This window comes from Ruegeria sp. TASC047 (assembly GCF_059612445.1).
On sequence record NZ_JBXWQP010000052.1, the window covers coordinates 1 to 22,217 of the forward strand.

Here is a 22,217-nt window from a genome sequence, read left to right on the forward strand (position 1 = left end):
GATCAGCCATGTTCACCGCTCGTTTTTCGAACCGTGAATCACGCAACCCCGCAGAAATCAATGGGTCCTGACCCTAGTGCATTTCGAGACCGCAACCCGGTTTGGGCCATCGGGTCCTTATTTCAAGGTGAAACTGTTGGCCAAGGCCTTTTGCCTTTATGTGCTCGACAGTTTTGATCAGGCAGAAACTTGTGCGAGAACAGCTTTAGAGGGCAAATCCGTTGAACCATTCGGTCGGTATGTGTTGGCGGCAATACTGATACGGCAGAAAGCCAAAGACCAGGCGAAAGAAATGATCCGCCAGAGCAAAGAAAAACGCCCTGACATGACCTGCGCGCGCGCCTGTCTGGCATTCGAAAACCTACAAAAGCGCGATCTTGAAAGGTTTGTTGGAGATCTTCGGGAAGCCGGGTTGGCGAATTGAGCTTGGCTCTTTTGGGCCTACCTGATGCGGCGATCCTACGATAGCCATATCAACAGTGCTGACGGGTCAGCTCGAACATGTCGGCTAACTACATGTCCTTGCCGGAACAACCTTACGGGGTGTGCCGCTGTATGGATGCGAGTTGTCCGAACGCGCGGCAGATGCGTCGCTCGGATTCCATGCCCCTCAGCAGCCTCATTTGACTGGTCCAAGTTGGTTGTTAGTGCATCATCGGCCTGTGATCCATCGGGGTGATGGTTTCAGGTGCTGGCAGGGGCATGTTTAAACTAACATACATTCGACTGATCAACGCATCCGGGCGGTCAGGTTGACGTCTGCTGGCAAGGTAGCGCTCGAAAAATTGGCTCCTACAGTGAACGAGTTGTATAAAAATCTGGTTCAAGGTGTCAGTCATGATGATTTGGATACCTGTGTCCAAGTTCTTGGCACATTGCTGAAGAACGTCAAGAACAACGAAATCCGACTTGTGCTATTGAATGTCAATTGGGCAACAAGGCCGAAGACAGTTACTCGGCTGCGTCCACGCGAACCGTCCTGATGCCCGGATCAATACGGCTGTAGGCGGCCAGAAGTCGCGCCGACCACTTCTGCGAAATATAATCGGCCATGAATCGTGACGGTGCGATAAGGACAACACGCCCCCCTGCCCTTTCAGCTTCGGACAGATGTTGAAACCAGCTTGCCCACAGTTCCGGATCGCGCCCGTGTAGAATCGTCTGTACCTGCGACCACACATCCCCAGCTAGGCTGTCAGGGGCACTGGGTTTGGTTGCAAAGGGTACGACATTGGTTTCGAGTTCCGGCACGTCAGTCATCCGGGCTTGAAAGTCCGATCCGATAACAGGCCACACCTCTTCGGTGTCAATCAGGATTTGTTTCAGATCGATCTCGTACACGGCTACACGACCCCGCGCAGCGGGCCGTTTTACCGTTACCCAACCTAATGTGCGAAATCTGGACATTTCGCGCTTTACGGTTCTTTCGTTCACTGCCCACAGGCGCGAAATTTCTTCCCGCCCAATGGATAATTCGTTGTTGCGCCAGTTATACCGGGTCGTAATCAACGCAATGATACGCAAAATACTTCGTTGTCGGTGTTTGTCGCCTGACAGCGCATGAACGGTCAGAGCAGATAGTATATCATATTTCAAAGCCGGCGCATTTCGCCCGACCGGTTTCGCAAGTTGCATACCCGTTCTCACCGCTCAGTCTGCCTCTGGCGGGTGTGTCCCGCCAATCTCGCGCCGTTTGCCAACGCTTTTCGTCATCTTGGTCTAATTAGCGTCCAAAGCTTCGATTCTGTCAAGCAAAGACTGGAACATCGCGAGATCTTGCGCAGTTCAAACTCAAAAAACGAAAAGAAATTTGGTGAAGTATTGGTGATGGGGGTCATACAGGGCGTCCCCTTATGGGCCCTTAGTGTCCCCCTATATGTGGCAGTGCCGGCCATAACGTCCCCCTATATACTGGTCGCTGGGGGCCCTCCTGGCTTATTGGCAATCACTGGGTCTACCGAATCGCTTCGTACGGTTTAAGGCCTTGTTTTCTTACCCACGGGTAAGATCGTACTCTCATCATAATTTCTTTTGCGTAAAGTGCAAATCAAGCGTAAATAGGAAACGAGCAGAAATTTACGTTCCAAACTAAGAGACCCGAGGCATGTACACGCACGAAGACCTGAACGCATTGCGCAATCAGTCCCTCAAGTTGCAGGGGTGGATTCGCCAGCAGACCTTTAGCCCTGAGATGGAGAAAACGCTCCGCCGGTTCTCCAGCTGGGAAGTGTCCGAACTGATTTTCCGGGTGAACCAGTCAACCTTTCGCGGAAAGCTTGCGGCCGATCCGTCCCTGCCCGGTGGCGAAGTTGAGCCCGACGGGCGTCAGCGCTGGTTCAGCCTGGAAGAGGTGAACGAACTTCGGCGACGGCTCAAGATTAATCGTAAGTCACTGATGCCCCCTCGCCCTGAAGGCAAGCGCGCCATTCGTGCGGCTGTCGCAAACTTCAAGGGTGGCGCGGGAAAGTCGACCGTGGCGCTGCATCTTGCCCATGCAGCCGCCCTGGATGGGTATCGGGTCCTTGTGGTGGATTTCGACCCTCAGGCTACACTAAGCCATTCGATGGGGCTGACAGATGTGGCCGAAGATTATACGGTCTGGGGGATCATGGCGCGTGACCTCATTCGTGAAACAGAACGCATGAATAACCGCCCCGCCGCTGCAGAATCGGGAACCGCCCTGCCCCGCCGGGAGTTGCCGCCCGCGATAACAGATATGGGCCTGGGCGATCTGCGAATTGCTGATTTCATCAAGAAGACCTCCTGGTCGACGATCGATGCTATACCTTCCTGTGCGAACGCAGCCTTTGTTGAATTTGCGTCGGCCCAGTACCGGCACCTGAATCCCGAATGGTCCTTCTTTGCGGCGGTGTCCCGGTATCTGGATCAGATTCCGGATGACGCTTATGACCTCATTCTGTTCGATTGCCCGCCCGCAATCGGATACCAGTCTATGAACGCGGTCTTTGCCGCAGACATGCTTTATATCCCTTCGGGTCCTGGCTATTGGGAATATGACTCGACCACATCGTTCATCGGACAATTAGCAGAAGCGTTGGAAGATCTGGCTTATGGGTTCGACAAAACCTTACCCACGGGTAAGATTGGGTTGCCGAAAACCTTCTGTGAGTTGCGGTTCCTGTTGACGCGGTATGAACCGGGCAATGCGCTGCATCTGGCGATGTTTGATGCCTTTAAGAAGGTATTTGGCGAGCACGTCGCACAGCACCCGGTGGAAATGACCCGTGCGGTGGAGCAGTCTGGACGTTTTCTGAGCTCCGTCTACGAAATGGACTACCGCGAAATGACTCGCGAAACCTGGCGGCGCGCCCGCTCAACTTTCGACAATGTGTATGAGGAATTCCGGGGCGTAATGTTATCGGCCTGGGACAAGGTGGAGGATGACGCATGAGCCGCAAGCGGAGAATGTTCGATATTGATCTACCGGCTATGGATGACATTCCTGTTGGTAAGGTGCCGGATAAAGTTTTCGAAAAACGACGTGGCCCAATGGCCGCTGCAATTTCGGAAAATGCCGACGCTTTGCGTGATCAACAATCGACAGAGCAATCCATCCGTGCAGAAAACGATCGTCTTGCACACGAACTGGTTCGGCTGAGAGCCGAAGGTTTGGTGACAGAACGAGTGGTGCTGAACGACGTTGTAACGGAAAAGCTGACACGAGATCGCAAACCCGGTCCCGATCCAGAACTGGATGAACTTAAGGACTCTATTAGGGAGATCGGCTTGTCCAACCCGATCCGCCTGGAGCGCAGGTCGGACGGGCTGTATGAATTGATCCAGGGCATGCGCCGTTTGTCTGCCTATCGTGCCTTGTACGATGAGACCGGTGACGAAACCTACGCCAGAATTCCAGCGGGGATTTCTGATGCGGGTAATCTGGACAACAGTTATCGGCGTATGGTCGACGAGAACCTGATCCGAAAGGATATCTCATTTGCGGAAATGGGTGCCCTCGCCCGTGCATATTCCGAAGACCCTGCGAATGACTGTCCCGATGTCGACAAGGCGGTGTCCACGCTGTTCAAATCTGCCAGCTACACAAAGCGCAGCTATATTCGGTCTTTTGCCAGTTTGCTGCTGATGCTGGACAAAGTTCTGACCCACCCGAACGACATTCCGCGAAACGTGGGTGTTGAGCTAAAGCGCAAATTTGACGCGACGCCAGGTCTGGTTCGCCAGGTAAGCGAGGCACTGAAGAGCGAGCCTGATCGGGATGGCGCGCGTGAAGTCGCAATTCTGAGGTCATTTCTAGGTGAGCCAGAAGCTGTGTCCTCGAAGAAGACGGAGGCCGCCAGTGCAGGTAAACCACGCCGCGCAAAAACAACTTTTCAGGTTTCGGGCAGGGCAGGGATCGCGAAATGTGCTGCTTCTAGTGGAAGGATTGAGGTGCGGTATGATCTGGATTTTACCCGCGTTGATCGAAGCAAACTGGAGGCAGCAATTGCCGCGCTGCTCGATGCGCTTCCCGAGGAGGATGATCTTACCCACGGGTAAGATCACGAACTAGCAAGTCAGGTGAAGGCGTCGGAAAGGTTTCGGCGCCTTTTTTGTTTTGCCGCGCAAAGGGTAGGGGCCTTGAGTGACATTGTCGGGTACATCTACTGTCCTAGCTGAACCGGAGGGCGCGGGCCATGGCGTGAACGGGGTAACCGGCATATCAAAGCTTGCTGTCAAGCCAAGTATAAAGTTTCTCAACATATCGATTATGGACATAATCTGCTTAGGCATGTATCTCCGTTCTGTCGAAAACAGGCGGCGCCGGGAGTGTCGCGCTTACCCCGCCGACCCGCCGAACGTCAAACTTACCTAGTGCGCAAGCATCGTTGCGATGTTTACAGTCGAAGATCAGTCGGTTGTGATTTGAGGCATATGTAGTGTTAGCGACTTGCATAAACTACAATATATGCCAACAGCTCTGGCTTAGCACCCAAAAAAGATGTGTCGCAACCTCTGGGGTCTAGTTGACGCGCGTGCGTGATCCTCGGTTTGTACTCGTCGAATAGTTTTGAACATGTTGTTTGAGCACGATCTCATTGAAGGGCTGTCATTTCCCCAAGGATGCAGTTTTGTACGCTGTGTATTTCTACCTGCGTTACACGGTGTCGTATCGGGACTTAGAAGAAATCCTGGCGGAACGCGGCGTTCAGGTGGACCATGCCACTCTCAACAGGTGGGTTGTGAAGTATTCACCGATGATCGCAGCAAGATCGCAATCGAAGAAATGCCCAACGCTGAGCTCCTGACGCATGGACGAGACATATGTTCGTGTTCGCAGCAATTGGATGTACCTTTACAGGGCTGTCGACAAGGCAGCAGATACCCTTGATTTTATGCTGTCTGAGCGGAGGAACCGTCCAGCGGCAGCTAGGTTCTTTGCCAAAGCGCTGTCTTCAAATGGAATCCCGAGCAAGATCGTCATCGACAAAAGCGGAACCAACGCAGCGGGCATTCGAGAGGTGAACAAAATGCTTAATCGGTTTGGTTGCCCTGCCAAAATTCAAACAGTCAGGTCAAAGTATTTGACGGATGTATTTGACAAGAGCTTTTTGAGGTGCACGGCTCTTGTCTTTGGGTGAGCTACTGAGGAGAAACGGGCGTGGCCATTGGTGACCGCTGTTTCCACTTTGCGACGAAGCGCCTGTAAACTTCTTCGGCGTGACCGACAGCTTCTCTCTCCTGATCACGCACCGATTTCAAACTGTAGTCAGCAGCGGAACCCTTTGTCCTGCCACCGCGGTGAGAGGGGTAACCGGCAGTCAGTTCCAGCTTTCTCAACTTCCAGTCCAACAGAGCGGGACGGCTCCAGATGTATTCTTCGGGTATTGCCAAGTTGTCTGGCGTTTCGAAGACGACTACAGGCAATGAATGAACATACCATCCAGCATGTCGCGCCTGAAGGGCTTTCGCTATCCTCGTGAGGTCATTGCCTACGCGGTCTGGGCATACCATCGGTTTGCCTTGAGCACTGCGGATGTCGAAGATCTTTTGGCGGAACGGGGTGTCATGGTGAGTCGGGAAACCATTCGGCTCTGGTTCAATCGTTTTGGCGCGCATTTTGCTGCCTGCATCCGGCCCGACTGCCCCAAGCCGAACGACAAATGGCACTTGGATGAGGTTGTCATCACAATCCGCGGCAAGAGGCACTGGTTGTGGCGGGCCATTGACGCGAACGGCGACGTTCTCGATATCCTTGTGCAAACCCGGCGAAGTGCAAAGGCGGCCAAGCGGTTATTCAAAAGACTGGTCACTCGGTTTGGTGAGCCAAGGGTCGTGATAACGGACAAGTTGCGCAGCTACATCAAGCCCGTCAGAGCCTTGGCAACGCAGGCTGACCACCGGGCCCATAAAGGGTTGAACAATGCGATCGAAGTTTCGCACAGGCAGACCCGAAAGCGCGAGAAGTTGTTTGGTCGGTTCAAGTCACACCGGCAACCTCAGAGGTTTCTGTCCGCGCATGATCAGATCAACCTGATATTCCGTCCCCGCCGCTATAAACTCACTACAACCTCATACCGCCACGCCCGCAACGACGCGTTCAGCATCTGGGTCGAGTACACCACCGAAATGGTAGCATGACCCTGCCTTTTCTAATGCTTCACAATCGGTCGCAAACAACTTGACAATACCTGCCCGTCTTCTTGTAGATTTGAGTCACCTTGGTCCGGCGCATCGAATGGGTTCCATATGCTGTTGCCTCCAAGCCGATTGACGTAACCCAGTCACGGACAATTCGTGCATATTGGTGTGTCGAGATATGCAGGCGCTCGTGGAAGCGGCCAGGCCAAAGGTACTCTGAGCCGACCATCAACTCGTCTTCCATCCACTTCTCGACAGAGGCTCGCGTGCCCTCGGAAATCTCGAAGCGCACGGGTTTCTGGGTTTTGCTTTGAAGAACTGACGCCCGTTACTTGATCTGACCAGACGCCATGACGTCAACGACCTTCATCTTCACAAGATCACATCCGCGAAGTTTGCTGTCGATGGCCATGTCGAACAGGACGAGGTCGCGATGGTTCTCGGCCAACTCAAGTCGCACCCGGATTGCCCATACTTGCTTTGGTTTCAATGGCCGTTTCTGACCGACGATGCGGCCCTTGTTCCATGCAGGGCGAAGTGCGCGAATGGCTGGTAGATTTGGTGTTTCCATGACTGATCCTCCGATCCGCCATGCCCACCCAAAACGACAACCCGACGTTGACTGAGGCAACGTATCACAAGATGTCGCAATCCATCCGATGATCAAGAAGGAGCCCTGCTGCGCTTAGCGTGAATGACCGCTCTGACTTTTTTGCACGCTTTGATTGTTCCAGCAACTTGCAGGAGCCTCATCACCCGCGATGACGAAATCTTCGCAAGTCAGGAAGACGTAGTTGAAGACGCCGGCCACGTAGCTCAGTGAGTTGAGGCAGAAGAACCCGATAGCGAGCCAAACAATTAGCCGCTTGTCGTTCAGCTCTAGTGCTTCTTGGGCGGATACCATCAACAGGACGTACGCGATGTAAGGCAATGACAAAAGAATGCCCCAATCGAGTACCGGCACCAAAAACGGGGTTGTTTCGCTCCAAAGGACGCTGGTCAATGACAATGTCGGGATCAGCAGCAGGATGCAGCCCCACAAGGTGAAGTACGCTTCGCCGTCTTCCGTCTTCCCAATGATGATGCCTGCAAACAACGCGGCCAGGGATGCGATCCAGATCGTCAGAGCGCTTGTGTAGAACACTTCGCCGTAGGCCCCGAGATTGAAGCTGACGGGCCAGGATGCCAGTGCAAGTATAATAGTCGCCGTGAAAAAGACACCGGCTTGGTTGCCGTCAAATCGCCTAGTCATAGGTGAGTGAGAGGTCTTCAGTCGCTGGTAAGGACTGGCAGGTGAGAATGGCTCCATTGGCAATATCACGATCTTCTAACGCTATTCTCGCGCGCATCTGGACCTTGCCCTTAGCCAAACTGGCCCGACAGGCTCCACAGACGCCGGACTGACAGGAAAACGGCGGCTTCAAACTTGCTGCCTTGACCGCCTCTAACACAGTCTGACCTTTGGCAATGTCGATAGAATGGGTCGTGCCGCCCAATGTCACCTTTGCCTTTGCGGCCATACCTTCAATGCTCGTGTCCAGTTCCGTTGTCCCGCCATAACTTTCCATGTGGATGCGGTTTGCGGGTACATCGAGGGAAAACAGAGCCTCTTTCACGCCCTTGTTCATGCCACCGGGGCCGCAGATGTAATATTGGGCATCCTGCGCATAGGGCGGGTTTTCAGTGATCAATGCCTCGATAGCCTCTTTGTCGATGATACCCTTGCGCCGGTAGTCAGCACTGGACCACCAGCCCGGTTTGGAAAAGACATGGTGGACCGTCATGCGATCAGGGTTCGCGTCCCAGAGGGCGTTCAATTCCTGCTCTAGCAGGATGCTTCTTTCGTTGTTGTTGCCGTAAGCCAGGTGCGCAAAAGAGTTGGGTTCAGCCGCCATGACCGAACTTAGCATGGCGTACAAAGGCGTGATCCCCGAGCCTGCGCCAAAGAAGTAATGCGTGCGACGCGATGTGGCACCGGGATCAAGACAGAAGCCGCCAAAAGGGGGCATCACGTCGATCAGATGTCCTTTTCGCAACGTGTCGTTGATGTGGTTGCTGACCACGCCCTCCTTCACCCGCTTCACGGTGATCCGCAAAGGATCGCCGGTGAAGGGCGAGGACGAGATCGAGTAGCTGCGGCGCTGTTCCTCCCCGTCAATCTGAAAGCGAAAGGATAGGTGTTGTCCCGCCCGCCAGGCGAATGTATTGCGCAAAGCGGCTGGCACGTCGAACATGACGGTCTTGGCCATGCCGCCGATTTCCTCGCGGGTGTCCAGAACGCTCAAAGGATAAAAGTTACGCGCGTTCATTCGACTTCTCCCAACCACTCCAGAACGACTTTCTGGTGTTGGGTCACCGGGCTTTCGCCAACCGCGGCGGGGCCCGTTTCAAAATATGGAGATTTCAGTGATTTCTGCTGCTGTTCACAGGCGTAGATGTCTTCACCCGTGAAGTCGCCCGCGACCATCGGGTCATCTTCGCCCATGGCGTCATGTGCCGCGTACTTTCCGCTCAGACCAAACTTGGTCCAGAAGTTCGAGGACTTCATGGTTTGTTTCGCAAATTCCCAACCCGAGCTGTTGGACACGCGTCCCCGGTTGGAGACACGGGTCAATTCGGGACTAAGCGGTTCGATGATGAAAGTATTCCAGCCATCTTCAGACCCGGCGAGCCCAATGCCGGGAAAGAGCATCGGCACCCAGGCTCCGTTTTTATCCTCGGGAATGACGCGTGGTGCGATCAGCTTGTTTTCCTGATCGTTCAGGAATGCCTCAGCCGGTGGCTCCCAGAACATGTAGTGCGGGCCTTGCCAGTGGTACTTGGCGGATTTGTGGTCATACATCTTCAGCGTGTTCGAATGCAGATGGCTCAGGTGATAAACGTCGATGTAGTTTTCGACGACCAACTTCCAGTTGGCCTTGATCTCGTAGCTGATATTCAGCTCGTCATACTCCACCAACTCTTCAGGCACATGCGGGCCGATATGCGGTTCGGTCGGACCGAACCATTCGGCGATCGAGGGCGCATCCGGGTCGGGATGGACAAAGAGCATCGACTTCCAGATGTCGACTTTGGCGGGCTTTAGGCCAAGACAGGATTTGTCGACTTGGCCGAACTCTTCCTGCTCTTCAGGCACCGAGATCAGGTTGCCTTCCAGATCATAAGTCCAGTCGTGATAAGGGCAGGTCAGCGCCTTTTGCGTCTTGCCCACGGCGCGGATTAACTGCGTGCCGCGATGACGGCAGATGTTGTGGAAGGCGCGCAGGCGGCGGTCACGGCCCATCACGATGAAGATGTTGTTCAATCCGGCCTGAACGGTGATGTATTGCCCTGGCTCGCTGATATCTTCCATGAACCCGGCATAGCGCCAGGTTCTTGAAAAGATGTCCCGCATTTCGCGGTCGAACCAGTCTTGCGAGGTGTAGGCTTCGACCGGCAACAGGTGCAGCTTCTGTGTCATGGATCAACCTCCCACAGGAAAGAAATCGAGCGCCACCAGCATCAGGCCCAGAACCACCCAGGCAATCTGGATCAGCCAGAACAGGATCGGGTCATCGTCGCGTGTCACGTCAGACAGAAGGAAGGCGTGCCCCGAATAGACATTCGGGATCGTCCAATAGAGGAACAAAAGCCCCCATAAGGATTGATAGCCGAGCGCGGTGGCGAAAATCAGTGCGGCAAAGGTTGCATAGTTCAGCAGGCGGGCTTGGGTCATGTCGGGGTGTCCAATTCTTCCAAAAGGTTGCGGGCGACCCGGGCGGCCTGCGTCTTCCAGGCCGGTGGCATATCCAGAGGGGCCAGCGATGTAAGGTTGAAGTAAAGCGCCGTGATCCCGTGGGCTGTGGCGCTTAGTGCGGCATCATCCGCGCCAGCATGGTCGCGCCACAGGGTGTCCGCGACGGCCGCTTCGAAATCCAAAAGTGTCTTTCGGCACCGGTGCCGCAGCTTTGCATCGTCTGCTGCGCGGGCCGTAAGGGCTGCGAAGGCCAAAACCATATCCGGCTCGCAAACGGCATTTTTCGAGAACAGAAAGGAGATCAGAGCGTCTGAAGGTCTTTCCTTTGGCAGGGAATCGACCAAGGTCTGCGTTTGTTCGTCAAAGCTCTTGAGAACAAAATCGGTCAGGGCCGCGATCATGTCTTCGCGGTTCCCGATGTGATGGCGGATCAAAGGGCGTGTGAGGCCCGCTTCCTTGGCGATTTGCGACAAGGATGCCCCGTCTAACCCGTAGCGCGCGACAGAGCGCACGAGGGCTTCCATCACTTGGCGGTACCGTTCATCTCTATTTGTCGGGCGTCCGACCATGTTCCATCCGTTCCGTTTGCGCGCACCAACAAGGTGCTGTGTTGGATCGCACGTAAGATGGATTCTATTTACTGGCAATAATGACAATAAATTAACTCAGCCGAGAGCCAAACGCATCACGATGCACGGTGTCCCCCCGGTTTAAGGCAGTCACGGCCTCAGCCCGATCCTCCATTCGCTCAGCATGAAACGTGATGTTCGACAGGAGGGTTTCAGCCCAGGAGATCGCGCCGGAGGTCAGCAAGAAGACTTCGGGCACAAGAGCCCATTCGCCGATCCAGGCCCCTCCGGACCGTTCATGCTGGTGCAGGGTGAACTCGCCAATTTGCTCGGCGCGTTGTCGGCCAAGCCGCGAGACAGCTTCCAGGAATTCCGAGGCTCGTTGATTGCGTTTGTGGTGCATCGAGGACGACGCGCCTTTGCCGTTCACATGGCCTTCGGACGCCTCTGCGATGTCTGAAGAAGACATAAGGTTGATGTTGTGGCCCATCTTGCACAGCGATCCACAGAGCAGTCCAAGCGCCGCTAGAATTTCTGCCACACCGTCCCGTGCGTTTTGCCAGTGAGGGTCGGCCATTCCTAGACCCAGAGCCTTGGCCATGGCCGACTTTACGCTTTCCCCCGCGCCATTTTCATACCCCCGAAGATCGCCGACAGGCCCGCCGACCTGAACGTTCAAACCACGGGAGGCGGCAAATTCCAGTGCCTCAACTCTGCGCAACAGTTCCGACCGCCAAACCTGCAACTTTGTCGCCAACGCGATTGGCACTGCGTGCTGGCCATTGGTGCGCCCGATCAGAACTGTCGAGGCGTGTGTGCCGATGTGAGTGTCCAGACGATCAATCACCCGGGTCACACTGGTTCGGATGCCCTCCAGCCCCAACTTCATCTGAACAACCATGGCAGTGTCCATGATGTCTTGTGTGGTCGAATTGAAGTGCACGTGGTTGGCATGCGCCGGGATAAGCGTGCGAAGTTGCTTCACTAGGCCAATGATGGGGCGACCAACCAGGGCCATTTCAATTGCCAGATCTTCCACGCTCAAATTGGTGACGCGGACTGCTTCAATCGCTGATGCCGCGTCGTTCGGGATCAGCCCCAGGTCAGCCTGACATCGGGCCAGAACTTGCTCTGTTTCGAGCCACGCCGAAATCGTCGCGTGTTCAGACCAGATGTTTCGCATCTCGGGGGACGAAAAACAGTCACGAAAGATGGTTGAATCAAGCATCGCCTAAGCCACCGTCCGCGACCTGCCGCTCTTTCACGATCGAGCGGATGCGGAACCCCATGGCGGCCAGCCCAAGCAACAGGAACGCAGCGGCGATAGGGCGTTCGATGAAGACCAAAGCCCCGCCGTCAGACATCAGCAGGGATTGGCGGAACGTCTCTTCTGCCCCTTTCGCAAGCACGAAGGAGATTACGAAAGCCGCGATATTGAAGTCATACTTGCGCATCAACCAACCGACGAACCCGGCGACTGTCATCACGGTGACATCAAACATCGACCCGCGCGCCGAATAGGCAGCAACAAAAGCTGTCATGAAAATCAATGGGTAGAGCACATTGACCGGTACTTTTAGGATTAGGCGAGCAACCTGCGTAGCCCCGTAATATCCGATGATGCCATAGGTCAGGATGCCGATCATGCCGCAGGCGAAAAGCTGATACACCAGTTCCTTGTCCGTCAGGAACAGGGTGGGCCCGACCTGGATGCCATGGATTAGAAAGACACCCAGCAGGATGGCGCCAATAGTCGATCCCGGAATGCCAAGCGTCAGAAGGGGTGCCATCGAGGGGCCAGAGACGGCATTGTTTGCGGCCTCGGGGGCTGCAACACCCTCCAAGGCGCCTTTGCCCCATTCTTCAGGATTTTTGGCACGTCGTTTGCCCTCGCCGTAAGAAATGAAAGCCGCGATGGCCGAGCCAAGCCCGGGCAGCACCCCAATGCCTGCCCCGATGAAACCACCTCGGACGGCATGGGGGATGCAGGGTTTGTATTCTTCGTAAGTTAGCGTATGGCCGGTCGGATCGCTTTCATTTTCTTTGATGTCACCTTTCGCTTTCTTGCGTTCTTCTAGCTGGGCAAAAACCTCACCTAGAACAAAGACACCGATCATCAGCGGGACCAACCCAATGCCGTTCGACAGATCGAAAGATCCGAAGGTATAGCGCTCCTCGCTTGAAATCGGGTCAAGGCCAACCATGGCCATCAGAATGCCAAGCAAGGCAGACGCCAGGCCCTTGACGATGGACTTGCCGATCACCGACCCGATCACCACGAAGGCGGCGAAGTAGATGGCGAAGGTCTCGGGTGGCCCCAACTTCAAGGCAATTGCGGCAATGAACCCGACGCCGACCACAAGCAGGATGTCACCCATCAGATCGCCGATAACAGACGAGATCGTCGCGACCTTCATCGCCTTCCCTGCCTTGCCCGCCCGGGCAAGCGGATAGCCATCAATCTGCGTCGCCGCACTTGCAGCGGTGCCCGGCGTGTTGAACAGGATCGCCGCGATCGAGCCGCCATAGCGACCGGATTTGCCAATCACATAAAGGAATGCCAGCGCGAAAAGGGGCGACATGTAGAACGTCATGGGCAAGAGCATTGCGATGGCGGCCGAAGCGGTCAGCCCGGGCGTTGCCCCTACGATCATGCCAACTACAGCAGCCAGCACAATGGCGAAGAGAAGCGTCGGGTCTGTGATGACCGTCAGCAGGGCGGGAAAGATCTCCATCGGAATTACCCCCGAAGCCAGTCAGCCAAGTCGAAGACCTCTCCATAGGGAGGGAAGACGCCAAGCAAGACAAAGAAGAGAATGTGAAAGACAAGCGGACAAAGAACGGTTGAGGCGGCAAGACCGACCCAATTGCGCAACCCGAAGATGTAGAGCACGACCGGCGCTGCGATCGCTGTCGGAAGGATATATCCGAACCAGCGGAAGGACTGCTGATAGATCAGCGCCACAGCGAACAACACAATAATATCGAACACCGAGCTTTCACTTTGCGGGTCTTCGACCGGGTCGCCCGCTCCTACCCGCGCGGCGCTCGCAATCATCAGACCCGAAAGCCCCAGCAATCCTAGCGAAGCAGCAAAAGGCACGATGCCAGCCCAGGTGTCGCCAGGGCCTGCGCCCGGAACCTGCCATGCGCCCCAGATGGCCAACAGGGCCAGGATGCCCAGAACGATCCCTTCAGCCATGTTCCGCATGGCACCCTCCTTTTCCGAAGTTGTAAACTGCGCCCCGGGCCCGGGCAGCGTCTGGCCCGAGGCCTGCGCGCCATCAGTTTGTCAGGTTTTGAACCAGAGGAGCGGCGTCGTTCTTCATGGCTGCCAGACCCGCCTTGGCGTCCGCGCCGGAGGCATAGACCGGGCCAGTGCCGCGCTCTGCCAGCAATTCGGCGAACTGTGGCTTTGCCGTAACCTCGGCAAGGGCAGCTTCCATGGCCGACACCACTTCAGCGGGAGTGCCTTTTGGAGCAAAGACAATCACCGGAGAAGAGACAGCGGCGAAGGGAACGCCCAACTCGCCAAAGGCCGGCACGTCAGTCATGATCGTGTCGCGATCCGCGCTGTTGACGGCCAGCGCGCGCAACTGCTCTTCAAAGCCGCGCAACTGCTGCACGCCCAGAAATCCGAAGTCGGCCTGCTCACCAATCAGAGCCGCGCGGGTCGGGCCGCCACCCTTGAATGGAACGTCCTGTGCTTCAATGCCATTGTTGGCCAGGAAGCCCAAGCCCCCAACATGATGGAACCCGCCGCGACCTGAATGTGCCCAGCGAAGCGACCCGGGGTTGGCATTGGCGGCATCGATGACATCCTGAACCGTCTGGTAGGGGCTGTTTATCGGCACCATCAGCGAGGTGCGCAGTTGCCCGACCTGGGCGACGAACTCGAAGCTTTCCAGCGCGTCGATATCCGTGTCCCGCGTCATGGTGGACAACAGGAACGAGCCGCCCGAGGTCATCATCATGGTGTAACCGTCAGGCCGTGCGCCGACGACCGAGTTCGCGCCATTCAGGCCACCTGAGCCCGGCTTATTCACGACAACCACCGGCACATCTAGAATACCCTCAGCTGCCGCCGAGATTGCACGCGCATAGGCATCCGTGCCGCCACCCGCCTTGTAAGGCACCACTAGGTTGATCGGGCGTCCTGGCCAGTCTGCCGCGAATGAAGCGGTTGTGCTTGCGGCGAGCGCTGCGGTCGCGGCCATGCCACCTATGAATGTTCTGCGTCTCATTTCGGCTCCTCCGTTTGTTCGATAATCAATTCATAACAGGACTTTTGATTGCCAAATTTGCAAATATGACATCTATTATTGCAAAAATGTAAAGCGATAGACGATGAACATCAAAGCCCTTCGCGCCTTCAGACTGGCCTTCTCTGAAGGTTCCTTAGCCGCCGCATCCCAGGTCATGCACCTTAGCCAACCAGCGATCAGTCGGTTGATCAGCGGCCTGGAAGCAGAAATCAAGCTTCAGCTTTTTGACAGGTCGGGACGAAGCCTGACCCCGACAGGTGAAGGAATTGCATTCTATCGTGAGGCGGGGCGCATCCTTGACAATCTCGACGAAGTGCCGCGCATCGCTTCAGACATTCGTGCCGGGCGCACCGAAAGCCTGCGTATTGTGACCATGCCGCGGATTGCTCAGTTCTTGTCGGCCCCTACGGTGGCGATGTTTATGCAAGAGAATCCAGATGTCAGCGTCACCCTGGATGTGCGCGCAAGGCGAGACGCCGGCAAATGGTTGGCCGGGCGAGAATACGATATCGGTATTGCGGCTTTGCCTGTTAGCCATCCCGACATAAGAACAGTGCCCTTGGTGCGTGTCCGCGCTTTAGCGATTTTGCCAACGGATCATGCACTGGCAAACGAGGCATATGTCACGGCGGATCAGCTTGCCGAAGAAACCGTCATCCGACTGATGCAGGGACTGTTGCTGCGCGATCAATTGGACGATGCGTTCAATTCGGCGGGCGTCATACCTGAGGCGACACATGAAGTTTCGTCCTCTCAACTTGCCTGTGCGCTTGTGGCGGAAGGCGCGGGCATAACGATCGCAGACGAAATGGTTGCGCATTCATTCGGTGATCGCTTGGCGGGCGTGCCAATCGAGCCTGAAAGGTGGATGACATTCGGGTTGCTCGTTCCCAGGAACCGACCAACAACAAAAATTGCCGAGCAGTTTCAAAAAAAGTTGGTGGAGCATGTGAGGCGTGTATGCAGCCCAAGCAGCACAATGCGAAATCTGACTGAATAAAAGGGTGGTTGGAAAAATTGAAACCATCCAAGCGTTCCTGGACCAGTCATTCGTTCAAATCTCGCGTTTGCAGCGAATGGCCGGTCTGGTGAAGCCGCACTGCGGCACCAGTGACTGCGACGAATGTCTCTTATGGGCCGGAAGAGTTATGCAAACTTCACCGCTTCAGTGACGTAATCTGAGACTGTTATAGGTATGGTGTGATCCGTCAAACAAAATCCAACGATTAGCCAACCTTAGCTTCGCTTGAAGACCAGCGATATCCCAGCCTCGGCAGAAGTCGATGCAATTCCTATGTTTCCCTCCGCTGACAAGGTAAGGCTGATCGTTATTTCTGATAGCTTGATAGCCTCTTGCTTCTTCGCTTCCTCTTCGGCGACACCCTTGATAATTTTAACATAGCTGGTGATCTGCTGCTGCACTGTCGATGCTTCAGCTGGCACTTCCTTTCGGATACCAAAAAACTCCTTGATAGTGTCGCCAAGTCCCTGATCATCAACTGTATCGTCTGGTATGGTTTGAGCTGCTGGGCCTTGTTGGCCGGGTACAATCAAAAAACTGTCCATCTTCACTCATGACTGTCTCCTATCTGAATAAGTCTGCATCCAATAGTTTCTCAATTTGTTGCAGCAATGTGGTTCGAGACTCATAGCCGCCAGTGTCGAGCTTAATCTTGGACAAATGCATCGCAGTGGGTTTGCCACTTACTTCGACCAGTGAGCCACTATCGCCACTTTGACCAAGGCCATCATGACAAAGGATCATAGTAATACCAGACCCGGAATATTTTGCGTGCGCAGAAATATCTGTGACGTAGCCGGTAACTGAGCTAGGGTCAGGATGCATTGATTTTCAGCGCGCTGCGTGATTCACGGCTCGGAAAACGGAGTGGTGACATGAGCGACCTTTACTGGCTGACCCACGAGCAGGTGGCCAAGCTTGTCCCTTTCTTCCCGAAGTCGCACGGCAAGCCACGCGTCGATGACAGGCGTGTCCTGAGCGGGATTATTTTAATCAATCGCAATGGGTTGCGCTGGCGCGATGCGCCCAGGGAATATGGTCCACACAAGACGCTCTACAGCCGGTGGAAGCGTTGGAGCGAGAAAGGCACCTTTGCCAGGATGATGATCGGGTTGGCCGCCGAACACGGCGATGAAAAGACCGTGATGAACGACGCAACCTATCTGAAGGCCCACCGTACCGCAACCAGCTTGGCCGCGAAAAAAGGGGCGTGGACGCCTCATCGGCAGGACCAAGGGCGGCATGAAAACCAAGTTGCACGCCATCTGCGACAGCCAAGGCCGACCGCTCAACCTATTTGTCACCGCCGGGCAGGTCAGCGACTACATCGGGGCGCGGGCCATGCTCAGTAGCCTGCCAAAGGTCGACTGCCTGCTCGGGGATCGCGGCTATGACGCCGACTGGTTCCGAGAAGCCTTGCAGGACAAGGGGATACGAGCCTGCATCCCCGGCCGAAAGCAACGCAAGACACCGGTCAAATACGACAAGCGGAGATACAAGCGGCGCAACCGCATAGAGATCATGTTCGGCAGGCTCAAGGACTGGAGGCGCGTGGCGACCCGATACGATAGATGCCCAAAGATCTTTCTCTCGGCCATCGCGCTCGCGGCAACCGTCATCTATTGGTTATGAATCCTGACCCTAGTGGTCGTGGCGTGCGGGAGACCGACCAGGCTGCTTCCACCAGCATCGCCCATGCATGCGACTGTCCCTGCTTAGTGATGCGGCCATGATAGGCGGCTTTGTCTCCAGATTGGCGTACTCGGGGATTGAGACCGAAATAGCTGACGAGTTTCTCCGGAGACGAGAAGCGCCCGATATCGCCAATTGCCGCCAGAACGCTCAGAGCAACGATCATGTTGACGCCGGTGATTGTCATCAGCTGTTTCACGCGCGGCTCCTGAAGTGCTGTCTGTGCAAGGTCTTCGTCGATCTGTTTCAGCTCGAGACTGAGACGGTCCAGCTCGCCGGCATGACGGAGGATTACGCGGCGCTGGTCTTGCGCGACAGGTTGTTCCGCCAGCCATTTCTTCCCACGCTTTGTGAAAAGAGACGCATCGTACGGCGGGATCAGATTGGCATGCAGCACCAAATGGATCCTGTTCTTGAGACGGGTCATCTGGGAAACCAACTGCACCCGCTCAGCCACGACCCGACGCAACCGTTCCGTTTCTTCATCCGGCATCCAGACTTCGGGCAGAAAGCCGCTAGCGAGAAGCTTCGCCAAAACACTTGCATCGATCTTGTCGGTCTTGACTTTGGCCCTGGCGATGGCACGAACGAGCAGTGGGTTTGAGATGACGACACGGCCTACAAAGGGTGACAGCAGCCGCACGATGGCCTTTGTGTTGACTGTCGCTTCCAGGACGATCTCGTTCTCTACATTCAGCCGCTCTGCAAACTTCAGGATGTGTTCTCGCTCAAGCTCGAGGCGACCTGCGTCCCGGATCTTACCATTCTCCAAAATCGCCACCTGAGCAAAGGTGCGATGCACATCAAGCGCAATGATTTTCATAGCGGGCTCCTTTCCAAGGTGAGTAACCAAGGGAGCCAGCAGGCCACACGACAACTACGGATCCGCGCTCGCAGTGGTCGCTACCGAAGGCGCCACCGGTTCAAGCACCGGTAGCGGCGGGCAAGTCGAAGGGGCGGCCAGATAACAACTCGAGCTTGCAGCTCATCAGATACTTCGGCCTGCCCGCCATTCGTGCTCCCAACGCCCCAATCCCGGTGGATCAATTCTAATCCACATCGAAGCCTTCAACACTTCCGATTGGAGCGTCGAGCTCCTTCATGCCGGATAATAACCTGATCGAGCAGGATTATCGGTTTATCAAGCGTCGCGTGCGGCACATGTGCGGGTTCAAATCGTTCAGATCCGCATCGGCTACTCTGGACGGCATCGAGGTCGCAAACATGATCCGAAAGCAGCAATTCCCCATTGATACGACCTCTGGCTTTCGGATGTTTGCTGAGATCGCAGGATAGGTATGTCCAGTAAGTCGCTACTCTGGCAGTTCCAAAAGTTTGCGACAGAACCGGGGACGCGGTCGCTTGATCGGTAGAACCAAAGGCGGCATGAATGTAAGCGGTTCGCAGTTCACACGGTCTGGGCGTAGTTCCAAGGCATGAGTTCATCGATCCGGGATTGTTTGTGTCCGTTAACGATGGCCTGGAGGGTGGTGGCCAGCCATGCGTGGGGGTCGATGGCGTTCAATTTGCAGGCCTCGATCAATGACGCGATCATGGCCCAATTTTGTGCTCCGGCGTCGTGGCCTGCGAAGAGGGCGTTCTTTCTGTTGAACGCGATGGGCCGAATGGAGCGTTCGACGGCGTTGTTGTCGACTTCGATGCGGCCGTCGTCAAGGAACAGGGTCAGGCCGCCCCAGTATTTTGCGATGCATTTGAGGGCCTCGCCGAGTGGGGATTTGGCCGAGACACGTGCGCGATTGGCGGCGAGCCAGACTTCAAATTCATCGATGATCGGTTTTTGACCGTTCCTGCCGGGCAGTCTGGCGCGCCTCGGGGCTCTGGCCGCGGATGTCCTTTTCGATCTGGTAGAGGGCGGCGATCTGGCGAAGGCCCTCGTCTGCGATGGGCGTGGTGCCGGTCTGAGATACCTCGTGCAAATTGCGCCGGGCATGTGCCCAGCAATAGGCTAGTTCAATATCCTGCACGGGCCGTTTGAGCAGCCGGTTATAGCCCGCATAGCCATCGACCTGCAGGATGCCGCTGAAGCCTTTCAGAATCTGATCTGCATATTGCCCAGATCTACCTGGCGCATAGGTGAAGGCCACGCCGGGTGGATCGTCTCCGTCCCAGGGGCGGTCGTCATGGGCGAGCGCCCAGAGGTATCCCGTCTTTGTTTCACGGCGTCCGGGATCCAGGACCGGTGCCGTGGTCTCGTCCATGAACAGCTTGTTGGAACGTTTCAGATCGTCTAGCAGCGCGTCATAGACCGGGGTCAGTTCAAACGCTGCCCGACCGATCCAGGCCGCGAGTGTCTAACGGTCCAAATCGATGCCCTGGCGGCTGTAGATCTGCGCCTGGCGGTAGAGCGGCAAATGATCAGCGTATTTGCTGACAATCACATGCGCCACTGTGGCCTCGGTCGGCATGCCACCGGTGATCAGATGCGCCGGTGCCGGAGCCTGGAGGATGCCACCCTCGCAGGACCGGCATGCATATTTCGGGCGCCGTGTGACAATTGCACGGAACTGCGCAGGCACGATATCCAACCGTTCGCTGACATCTTCGCCAATGACGTGTCGATCATGGCCGCAGCCACAGATTGTGGTCTCGGGCTCGATCACCTCTTCGATGCGCGGCAGGTATTTCGATAGCGATCCCCGGTTGGTCTTGCGCGGCTTCGAGGTTTGTGTCGGTGTGACCAGCGGATTGGCCTCGCCAGCGGCCTCGAGTTACGCAATCCCGGTCTCGATATCTTCCAACGCCAGCTCGAACTGATCCGGATTGGCCTTCTCGGATTTGCGCCTGAAGAGGTCCTGCTTGAGCGCCGCGACCAAGGTTTCCAGACGCGCATTCTGCTCGCCCTGGGCCACGATCATGGCCTTTAGCGCATCGATGTCATCAGGAAGATCAGCCGTCGCAATCATGGCACCGATCTATCAAGATCAGCAACCGGATGCCCGCCCAAACGCGGCGCCGAGTCACTGTGCCGCAGCCGGCGGACGCGCCGCCAGAGCCTTGACTTTACGCCAGTCGAGCCCAGCGAACAGCGCCTCGAACTGAGCGTTGTTAAGCGACATCGGACCATCCCGGACCCCAGGCCAAGTGAAGGTCGTTTCCTCCAGCCGCTTATACGTCATCACCAGCCCATTCGCCATTGTCTCTCGGACCAATGGCGTTCCAATGGCTCATCGTCCCAGTAAAGCAGCTTCAGCCGATCCGCCCGCTTGGCCCGGAACACAAACACCGTCCCGGTGAACGGTTCCTTGCGCAGCTCGTTCTTCACCAGCGCCGCCAGCCCGTCATGGCCCTTGCGGAAGTCCACAGGTTTGGTCGCCACCACGATCCGCACCCAGTTCGACGGGAAGATCATTCACCGAGCGCCCGGACAATCTCCGCAATCCGCGCGGTCGGGGCTGCCGCGTCCAACCGGATCACAACATCGCCGAAGACAATTTCAAGCGTTGCGTCTTCAGCTGCCACCGGACGGTCCTTTAAATCTTCGATAACCATCGGTGCAAATGTAGGCTCCGGCTCGGGCAAGGCTGGCAGCACCAGCTTGCCCTCCTGCGCCAGCCGACGCCACGACGACAAGTGATTGGCCCTGACATCATACCGCGCTGCAACATCCCGGACCGTCGCTCCCTCAACCAGCGTCTCGGCCACAATCCTCGCCTTCACCGCATCCGGCCACCGGCGATGGCCCCGAGGCCCAACAAACGCATCAATATCCGTGAGAAACTCCGTTGAGCGCTCCATGGAGAAAATCCCTGCATAACTACATCACACAGGGACTCGCAGATCACACGCTCACAAGGAAGGTGGGGCCAAAGCACCGCTTATGCATGAATACCAAGTTGCACGCCATCTGTGACAGCAAAGGGCGACCTTTGAATCTCTTTGTTACCGCCGGGCAGGTCAGTGATTACATCGGGGCAAAGGCACTTTTGAGCAGCCTGCCCAATGCCGAATGGCTGCTCGGAGATCGAGGGTACGACGCCCATTAGGTCGGAGAAGCCCTGAAAGACAAAGGGATACGCGCATGTATCTTTGGTCGGAAGCAACGCAAGGCCACCGTCAAATACGACAAACACCGCTACAAGCGGCGCAATCGGATCGAAATTATGTTCGGCAGGTTCAAGGATTGGCAGCGTGTGGCAACCCGCTATGACAGGTGCCCAAAGGTCTCCCTCTCCGCCATTGCTCTCGCCGCCACTGTCATATTCTGGTTATGAAGCAAGAACGAGTCCTGACCCTAATTGTTCAGTCCCGGCATTTGGTGGATCGGATTTAGGATGAATCGATCTGGCTCTAAAGTCCAGATCTTGCAGACGTAT

At 55.9% G+C, this 22,217-nt stretch carries 20 protein-coding genes and 5 pseudogenes; 8 read left to right on the forward strand and 17 right to left on the reverse strand.

The annotated features are described in order from the left end of the window. Positions 1-951 precede the first annotated feature (951 nt). Positions 952-1,635 (reverse strand): DnaA N-terminal domain-containing protein, encoded by a 684-nt coding sequence (locus AC2FLO_RS18160; protein ID WP_496754991.1) that lies wholly within the window; start codon positions 1,633-1,635, stop codon positions 952-954. Between the two features lie 469 nt (positions 1,636-2,104). On the opposite strand from AC2FLO_RS18160, the gene AC2FLO_RS18165 reads away from it, so the two are divergent. The 4 genes and pseudogenes from AC2FLO_RS18165 (at position 2,105) to AC2FLO_RS18180 (ending at position 6,600) form a co-directional block, all read left to right on the forward strand. Beyond that, the gene (locus AC2FLO_RS18165) at positions 2,105-3,412 is read left to right on the forward strand and encodes an AAA family ATPase (RefSeq protein ID WP_480483587.1); all 1,308 of its coding nucleotides are present in this window, start codon (positions 2,105-2,107) and stop codon (positions 3,410-3,412) included. Further along, entirely contained in the window at positions 3,409-4,518 is a 1,110-nt protein-coding gene (locus AC2FLO_RS18170; protein WP_496754993.1) for a ParB/RepB/Spo0J family partition protein, read from the forward strand. The genes AC2FLO_RS18165 and AC2FLO_RS18170 overlap by 4 nt, the downstream gene beginning before the upstream one ends. A gap of 524 nt (positions 4,519-5,042) precedes the next feature. Beyond that, positions 5,043-5,564: pseudogene (locus AC2FLO_RS18175) on the forward strand (IS6 family transposase); the annotation flags it as partial. 325 nt (positions 5,565-5,889) lie between these two features. Beyond that, positions 5,890-6,600: an IS6 family transposase gene (locus AC2FLO_RS18180; RefSeq protein ID WP_496754995.1), complete on the forward strand. Its 711-nt coding sequence runs from the start codon at positions 5,890-5,892 to the stop codon at positions 6,598-6,600. Positions 6,601-6,619: 19 nt separating this feature from the next. On the opposite strand, the pseudogene AC2FLO_RS18185 reads toward AC2FLO_RS18180, so the two are convergent. The 10 genes and pseudogenes from AC2FLO_RS18185 to AC2FLO_RS18230 all read right to left on the reverse strand — a co-directional run bounded on the left by AC2FLO_RS18185 (position 6,620) and on the right by AC2FLO_RS18230 (position 15,149). Continuing rightward, positions 6,620-7,171: pseudogene (locus tag AC2FLO_RS18185) on the reverse strand (tyrosine-type recombinase/integrase). Positions 7,172-7,285: 114 nt separating this feature from the next. After that, entirely contained in the window at positions 7,286-7,852 is a 567-nt protein-coding gene (locus AC2FLO_RS18190) for a hypothetical protein (protein WP_496754997.1), read from the reverse strand. Then, positions 7,845-8,909 (reverse strand): 2Fe-2S iron-sulfur cluster-binding protein, encoded by a 1,065-nt coding sequence (locus tag AC2FLO_RS18195; RefSeq protein ID WP_496754999.1) that lies wholly within the window; start codon positions 8,907-8,909, stop codon positions 7,845-7,847. Before AC2FLO_RS18195 ends, AC2FLO_RS18190 begins: the two co-directional genes overlap by 8 nt. Further along, a complete protein-coding gene (locus AC2FLO_RS18200) occupies positions 8,906-10,060 on the reverse strand; it encodes an aromatic ring-hydroxylating oxygenase subunit alpha (RefSeq protein ID WP_496755000.1) in 1,155 nt (384 codons plus the stop codon). Before AC2FLO_RS18200 ends, AC2FLO_RS18195 begins: the two co-directional genes overlap by 4 nt. Positions 10,061-10,063: 3 nt before the next feature. Then, positions 10,064-10,315, reverse strand: a complete 252-nt coding sequence (locus tag AC2FLO_RS18205) for a hypothetical protein (protein ID WP_496755002.1) — start codon at positions 10,313-10,315, stop codon at positions 10,064-10,066. Continuing rightward, positions 10,312-10,905, reverse strand: coding sequence for a TetR/AcrR family transcriptional regulator (locus AC2FLO_RS18210; protein ID WP_496804064.1), 594 nt, complete (start codon positions 10,903-10,905; stop codon positions 10,312-10,314). The genes AC2FLO_RS18205 and AC2FLO_RS18210 overlap by 4 nt, the downstream gene beginning before the upstream one ends. A gap of 91 nt (positions 10,906-10,996) precedes the next feature. After that, positions 10,997-12,133 carry a lyase family protein gene (locus tag AC2FLO_RS18215; RefSeq protein WP_496755004.1) on the reverse strand — a complete coding sequence of 379 codons (1,137 nt, stop codon included), beginning with the start codon at positions 12,131-12,133 and terminating at the stop codon, positions 10,997-10,999. Beyond that, positions 12,126-13,640 carry a tripartite tricarboxylate transporter permease gene (locus AC2FLO_RS18220; RefSeq protein WP_496755006.1) on the reverse strand — a complete coding sequence of 505 codons (1,515 nt, stop codon included), beginning with the start codon at positions 13,638-13,640 and terminating at the stop codon, positions 12,126-12,128. The genes AC2FLO_RS18215 and AC2FLO_RS18220 overlap by 8 nt, the downstream gene beginning before the upstream one ends. 5 nt (positions 13,641-13,645) lie before the next feature. Further along, positions 13,646-14,116 (reverse strand): tripartite tricarboxylate transporter TctB family protein, encoded by a 471-nt coding sequence (locus AC2FLO_RS18225; RefSeq protein ID WP_496755007.1) that lies wholly within the window; start codon positions 14,114-14,116, stop codon positions 13,646-13,648. 73 nt (positions 14,117-14,189) lie between these two features. After that, entirely contained in the window at positions 14,190-15,149 is a 960-nt protein-coding gene (locus tag AC2FLO_RS18230) for a tripartite tricarboxylate transporter substrate binding protein (RefSeq protein ID WP_496755009.1), read from the reverse strand. 103 nt (positions 15,150-15,252) lie between these two features. Here AC2FLO_RS18230 and AC2FLO_RS18235 point away from each other — a divergent pair, with 103 nt between their 5' ends. Beyond that, the gene (locus AC2FLO_RS18235; RefSeq protein ID WP_496755011.1) at positions 15,253-16,170 is read left to right on the forward strand and encodes a LysR family transcriptional regulator; all 918 of its coding nucleotides are present in this window, start codon (positions 15,253-15,255) and stop codon (positions 16,168-16,170) included. A gap of 236 nt (positions 16,171-16,406) precedes the next feature. On the opposite strand, the gene AC2FLO_RS18240 is transcribed toward AC2FLO_RS18235, so the two are convergent. Further along, on the reverse strand, positions 16,407-16,736 hold the full coding sequence (locus AC2FLO_RS18240; protein ID WP_496755022.1) for a Pepco domain-containing protein: 330 nt from the start codon (positions 16,734-16,736) through the stop codon (positions 16,407-16,409). Between the two features lie 330 nt (positions 16,737-17,066). Between AC2FLO_RS18240 and AC2FLO_RS18245 the strand changes: the two genes are divergently transcribed. Further along, a protein-coding gene (locus AC2FLO_RS18245) for an IS5 family transposase (protein ID WP_496755012.1) occupies positions 17,067-17,823 on the forward strand; the annotation gives its coding sequence in 2 pieces (ribosomal slippage) (positions 17,067-17,398 and positions 17,397-17,823; 759 coding nt in all). Here AC2FLO_RS18245 and AC2FLO_RS18250 read toward each other — a convergent pair. Then, a complete protein-coding gene (locus AC2FLO_RS18250; protein WP_496755014.1) occupies positions 17,807-18,706 on the reverse strand; it encodes an IS110 family RNA-guided transposase in 900 nt (299 codons plus the stop codon). The two genes, AC2FLO_RS18245 and AC2FLO_RS18250, sit on opposite strands and share 17 nt — an antisense overlap. 287 nt (positions 18,707-18,993) lie before the next feature. Here AC2FLO_RS18250 and AC2FLO_RS18255 point away from each other — a divergent pair. Further along, positions 18,994-19,179 (forward strand): annotated as a pseudogene (locus AC2FLO_RS18255) (DDE-type integrase/transposase/recombinase); the annotation flags it as partial. Positions 19,180-19,291: 112 nt separating this feature from the next. Here the strand turns inward: AC2FLO_RS18255 and tnpC are convergent. The 4 genes and pseudogenes from tnpC to tnpA all read right to left on the reverse strand — a co-directional run bounded on the left by tnpC (position 19,292) and on the right by tnpA (position 21,639). Beyond that, positions 19,292-20,807: pseudogene (gene tnpC, locus AC2FLO_RS18260) on the reverse strand (IS66 family transposase). A 54-nt stretch (positions 20,808-20,861) separates the two neighbouring features. After that, positions 20,862-21,038 (reverse strand): IS66 family insertion sequence element accessory protein TnpB, encoded by a 177-nt coding sequence (gene tnpB, locus AC2FLO_RS18265; RefSeq protein WP_496755016.1) that lies wholly within the window; start codon positions 21,036-21,038, stop codon positions 20,862-20,864. Next, the gene (gene tnpB, locus AC2FLO_RS18270) at positions 21,020-21,253 is read right to left on the reverse strand and encodes an IS66 family insertion sequence element accessory protein TnpB (RefSeq protein ID WP_496755018.1); all 234 of its coding nucleotides are present in this window, start codon (positions 21,251-21,253) and stop codon (positions 21,020-21,022) included. The genes tnpB (AC2FLO_RS18265) and tnpB (AC2FLO_RS18270) overlap by 19 nt, the downstream gene beginning before the upstream one ends. Continuing rightward, entirely contained in the window at positions 21,250-21,639 is a 390-nt protein-coding gene (gene tnpA / locus AC2FLO_RS18275; protein WP_496755020.1) for an IS66-like element accessory protein TnpA, read from the reverse strand. The genes tnpB (AC2FLO_RS18270) and tnpA overlap by 4 nt, the downstream gene beginning before the upstream one ends. Before the next feature lie 23 nt (positions 21,640-21,662). On the opposite strand from tnpA, the pseudogene AC2FLO_RS18280 reads away from it, so the two are divergent. Continuing rightward, positions 21,663-22,115: pseudogene (locus AC2FLO_RS18280) on the forward strand (IS5 family transposase); the annotation flags it as partial. Positions 22,116-22,217: the final 102 nt, after the last annotated feature.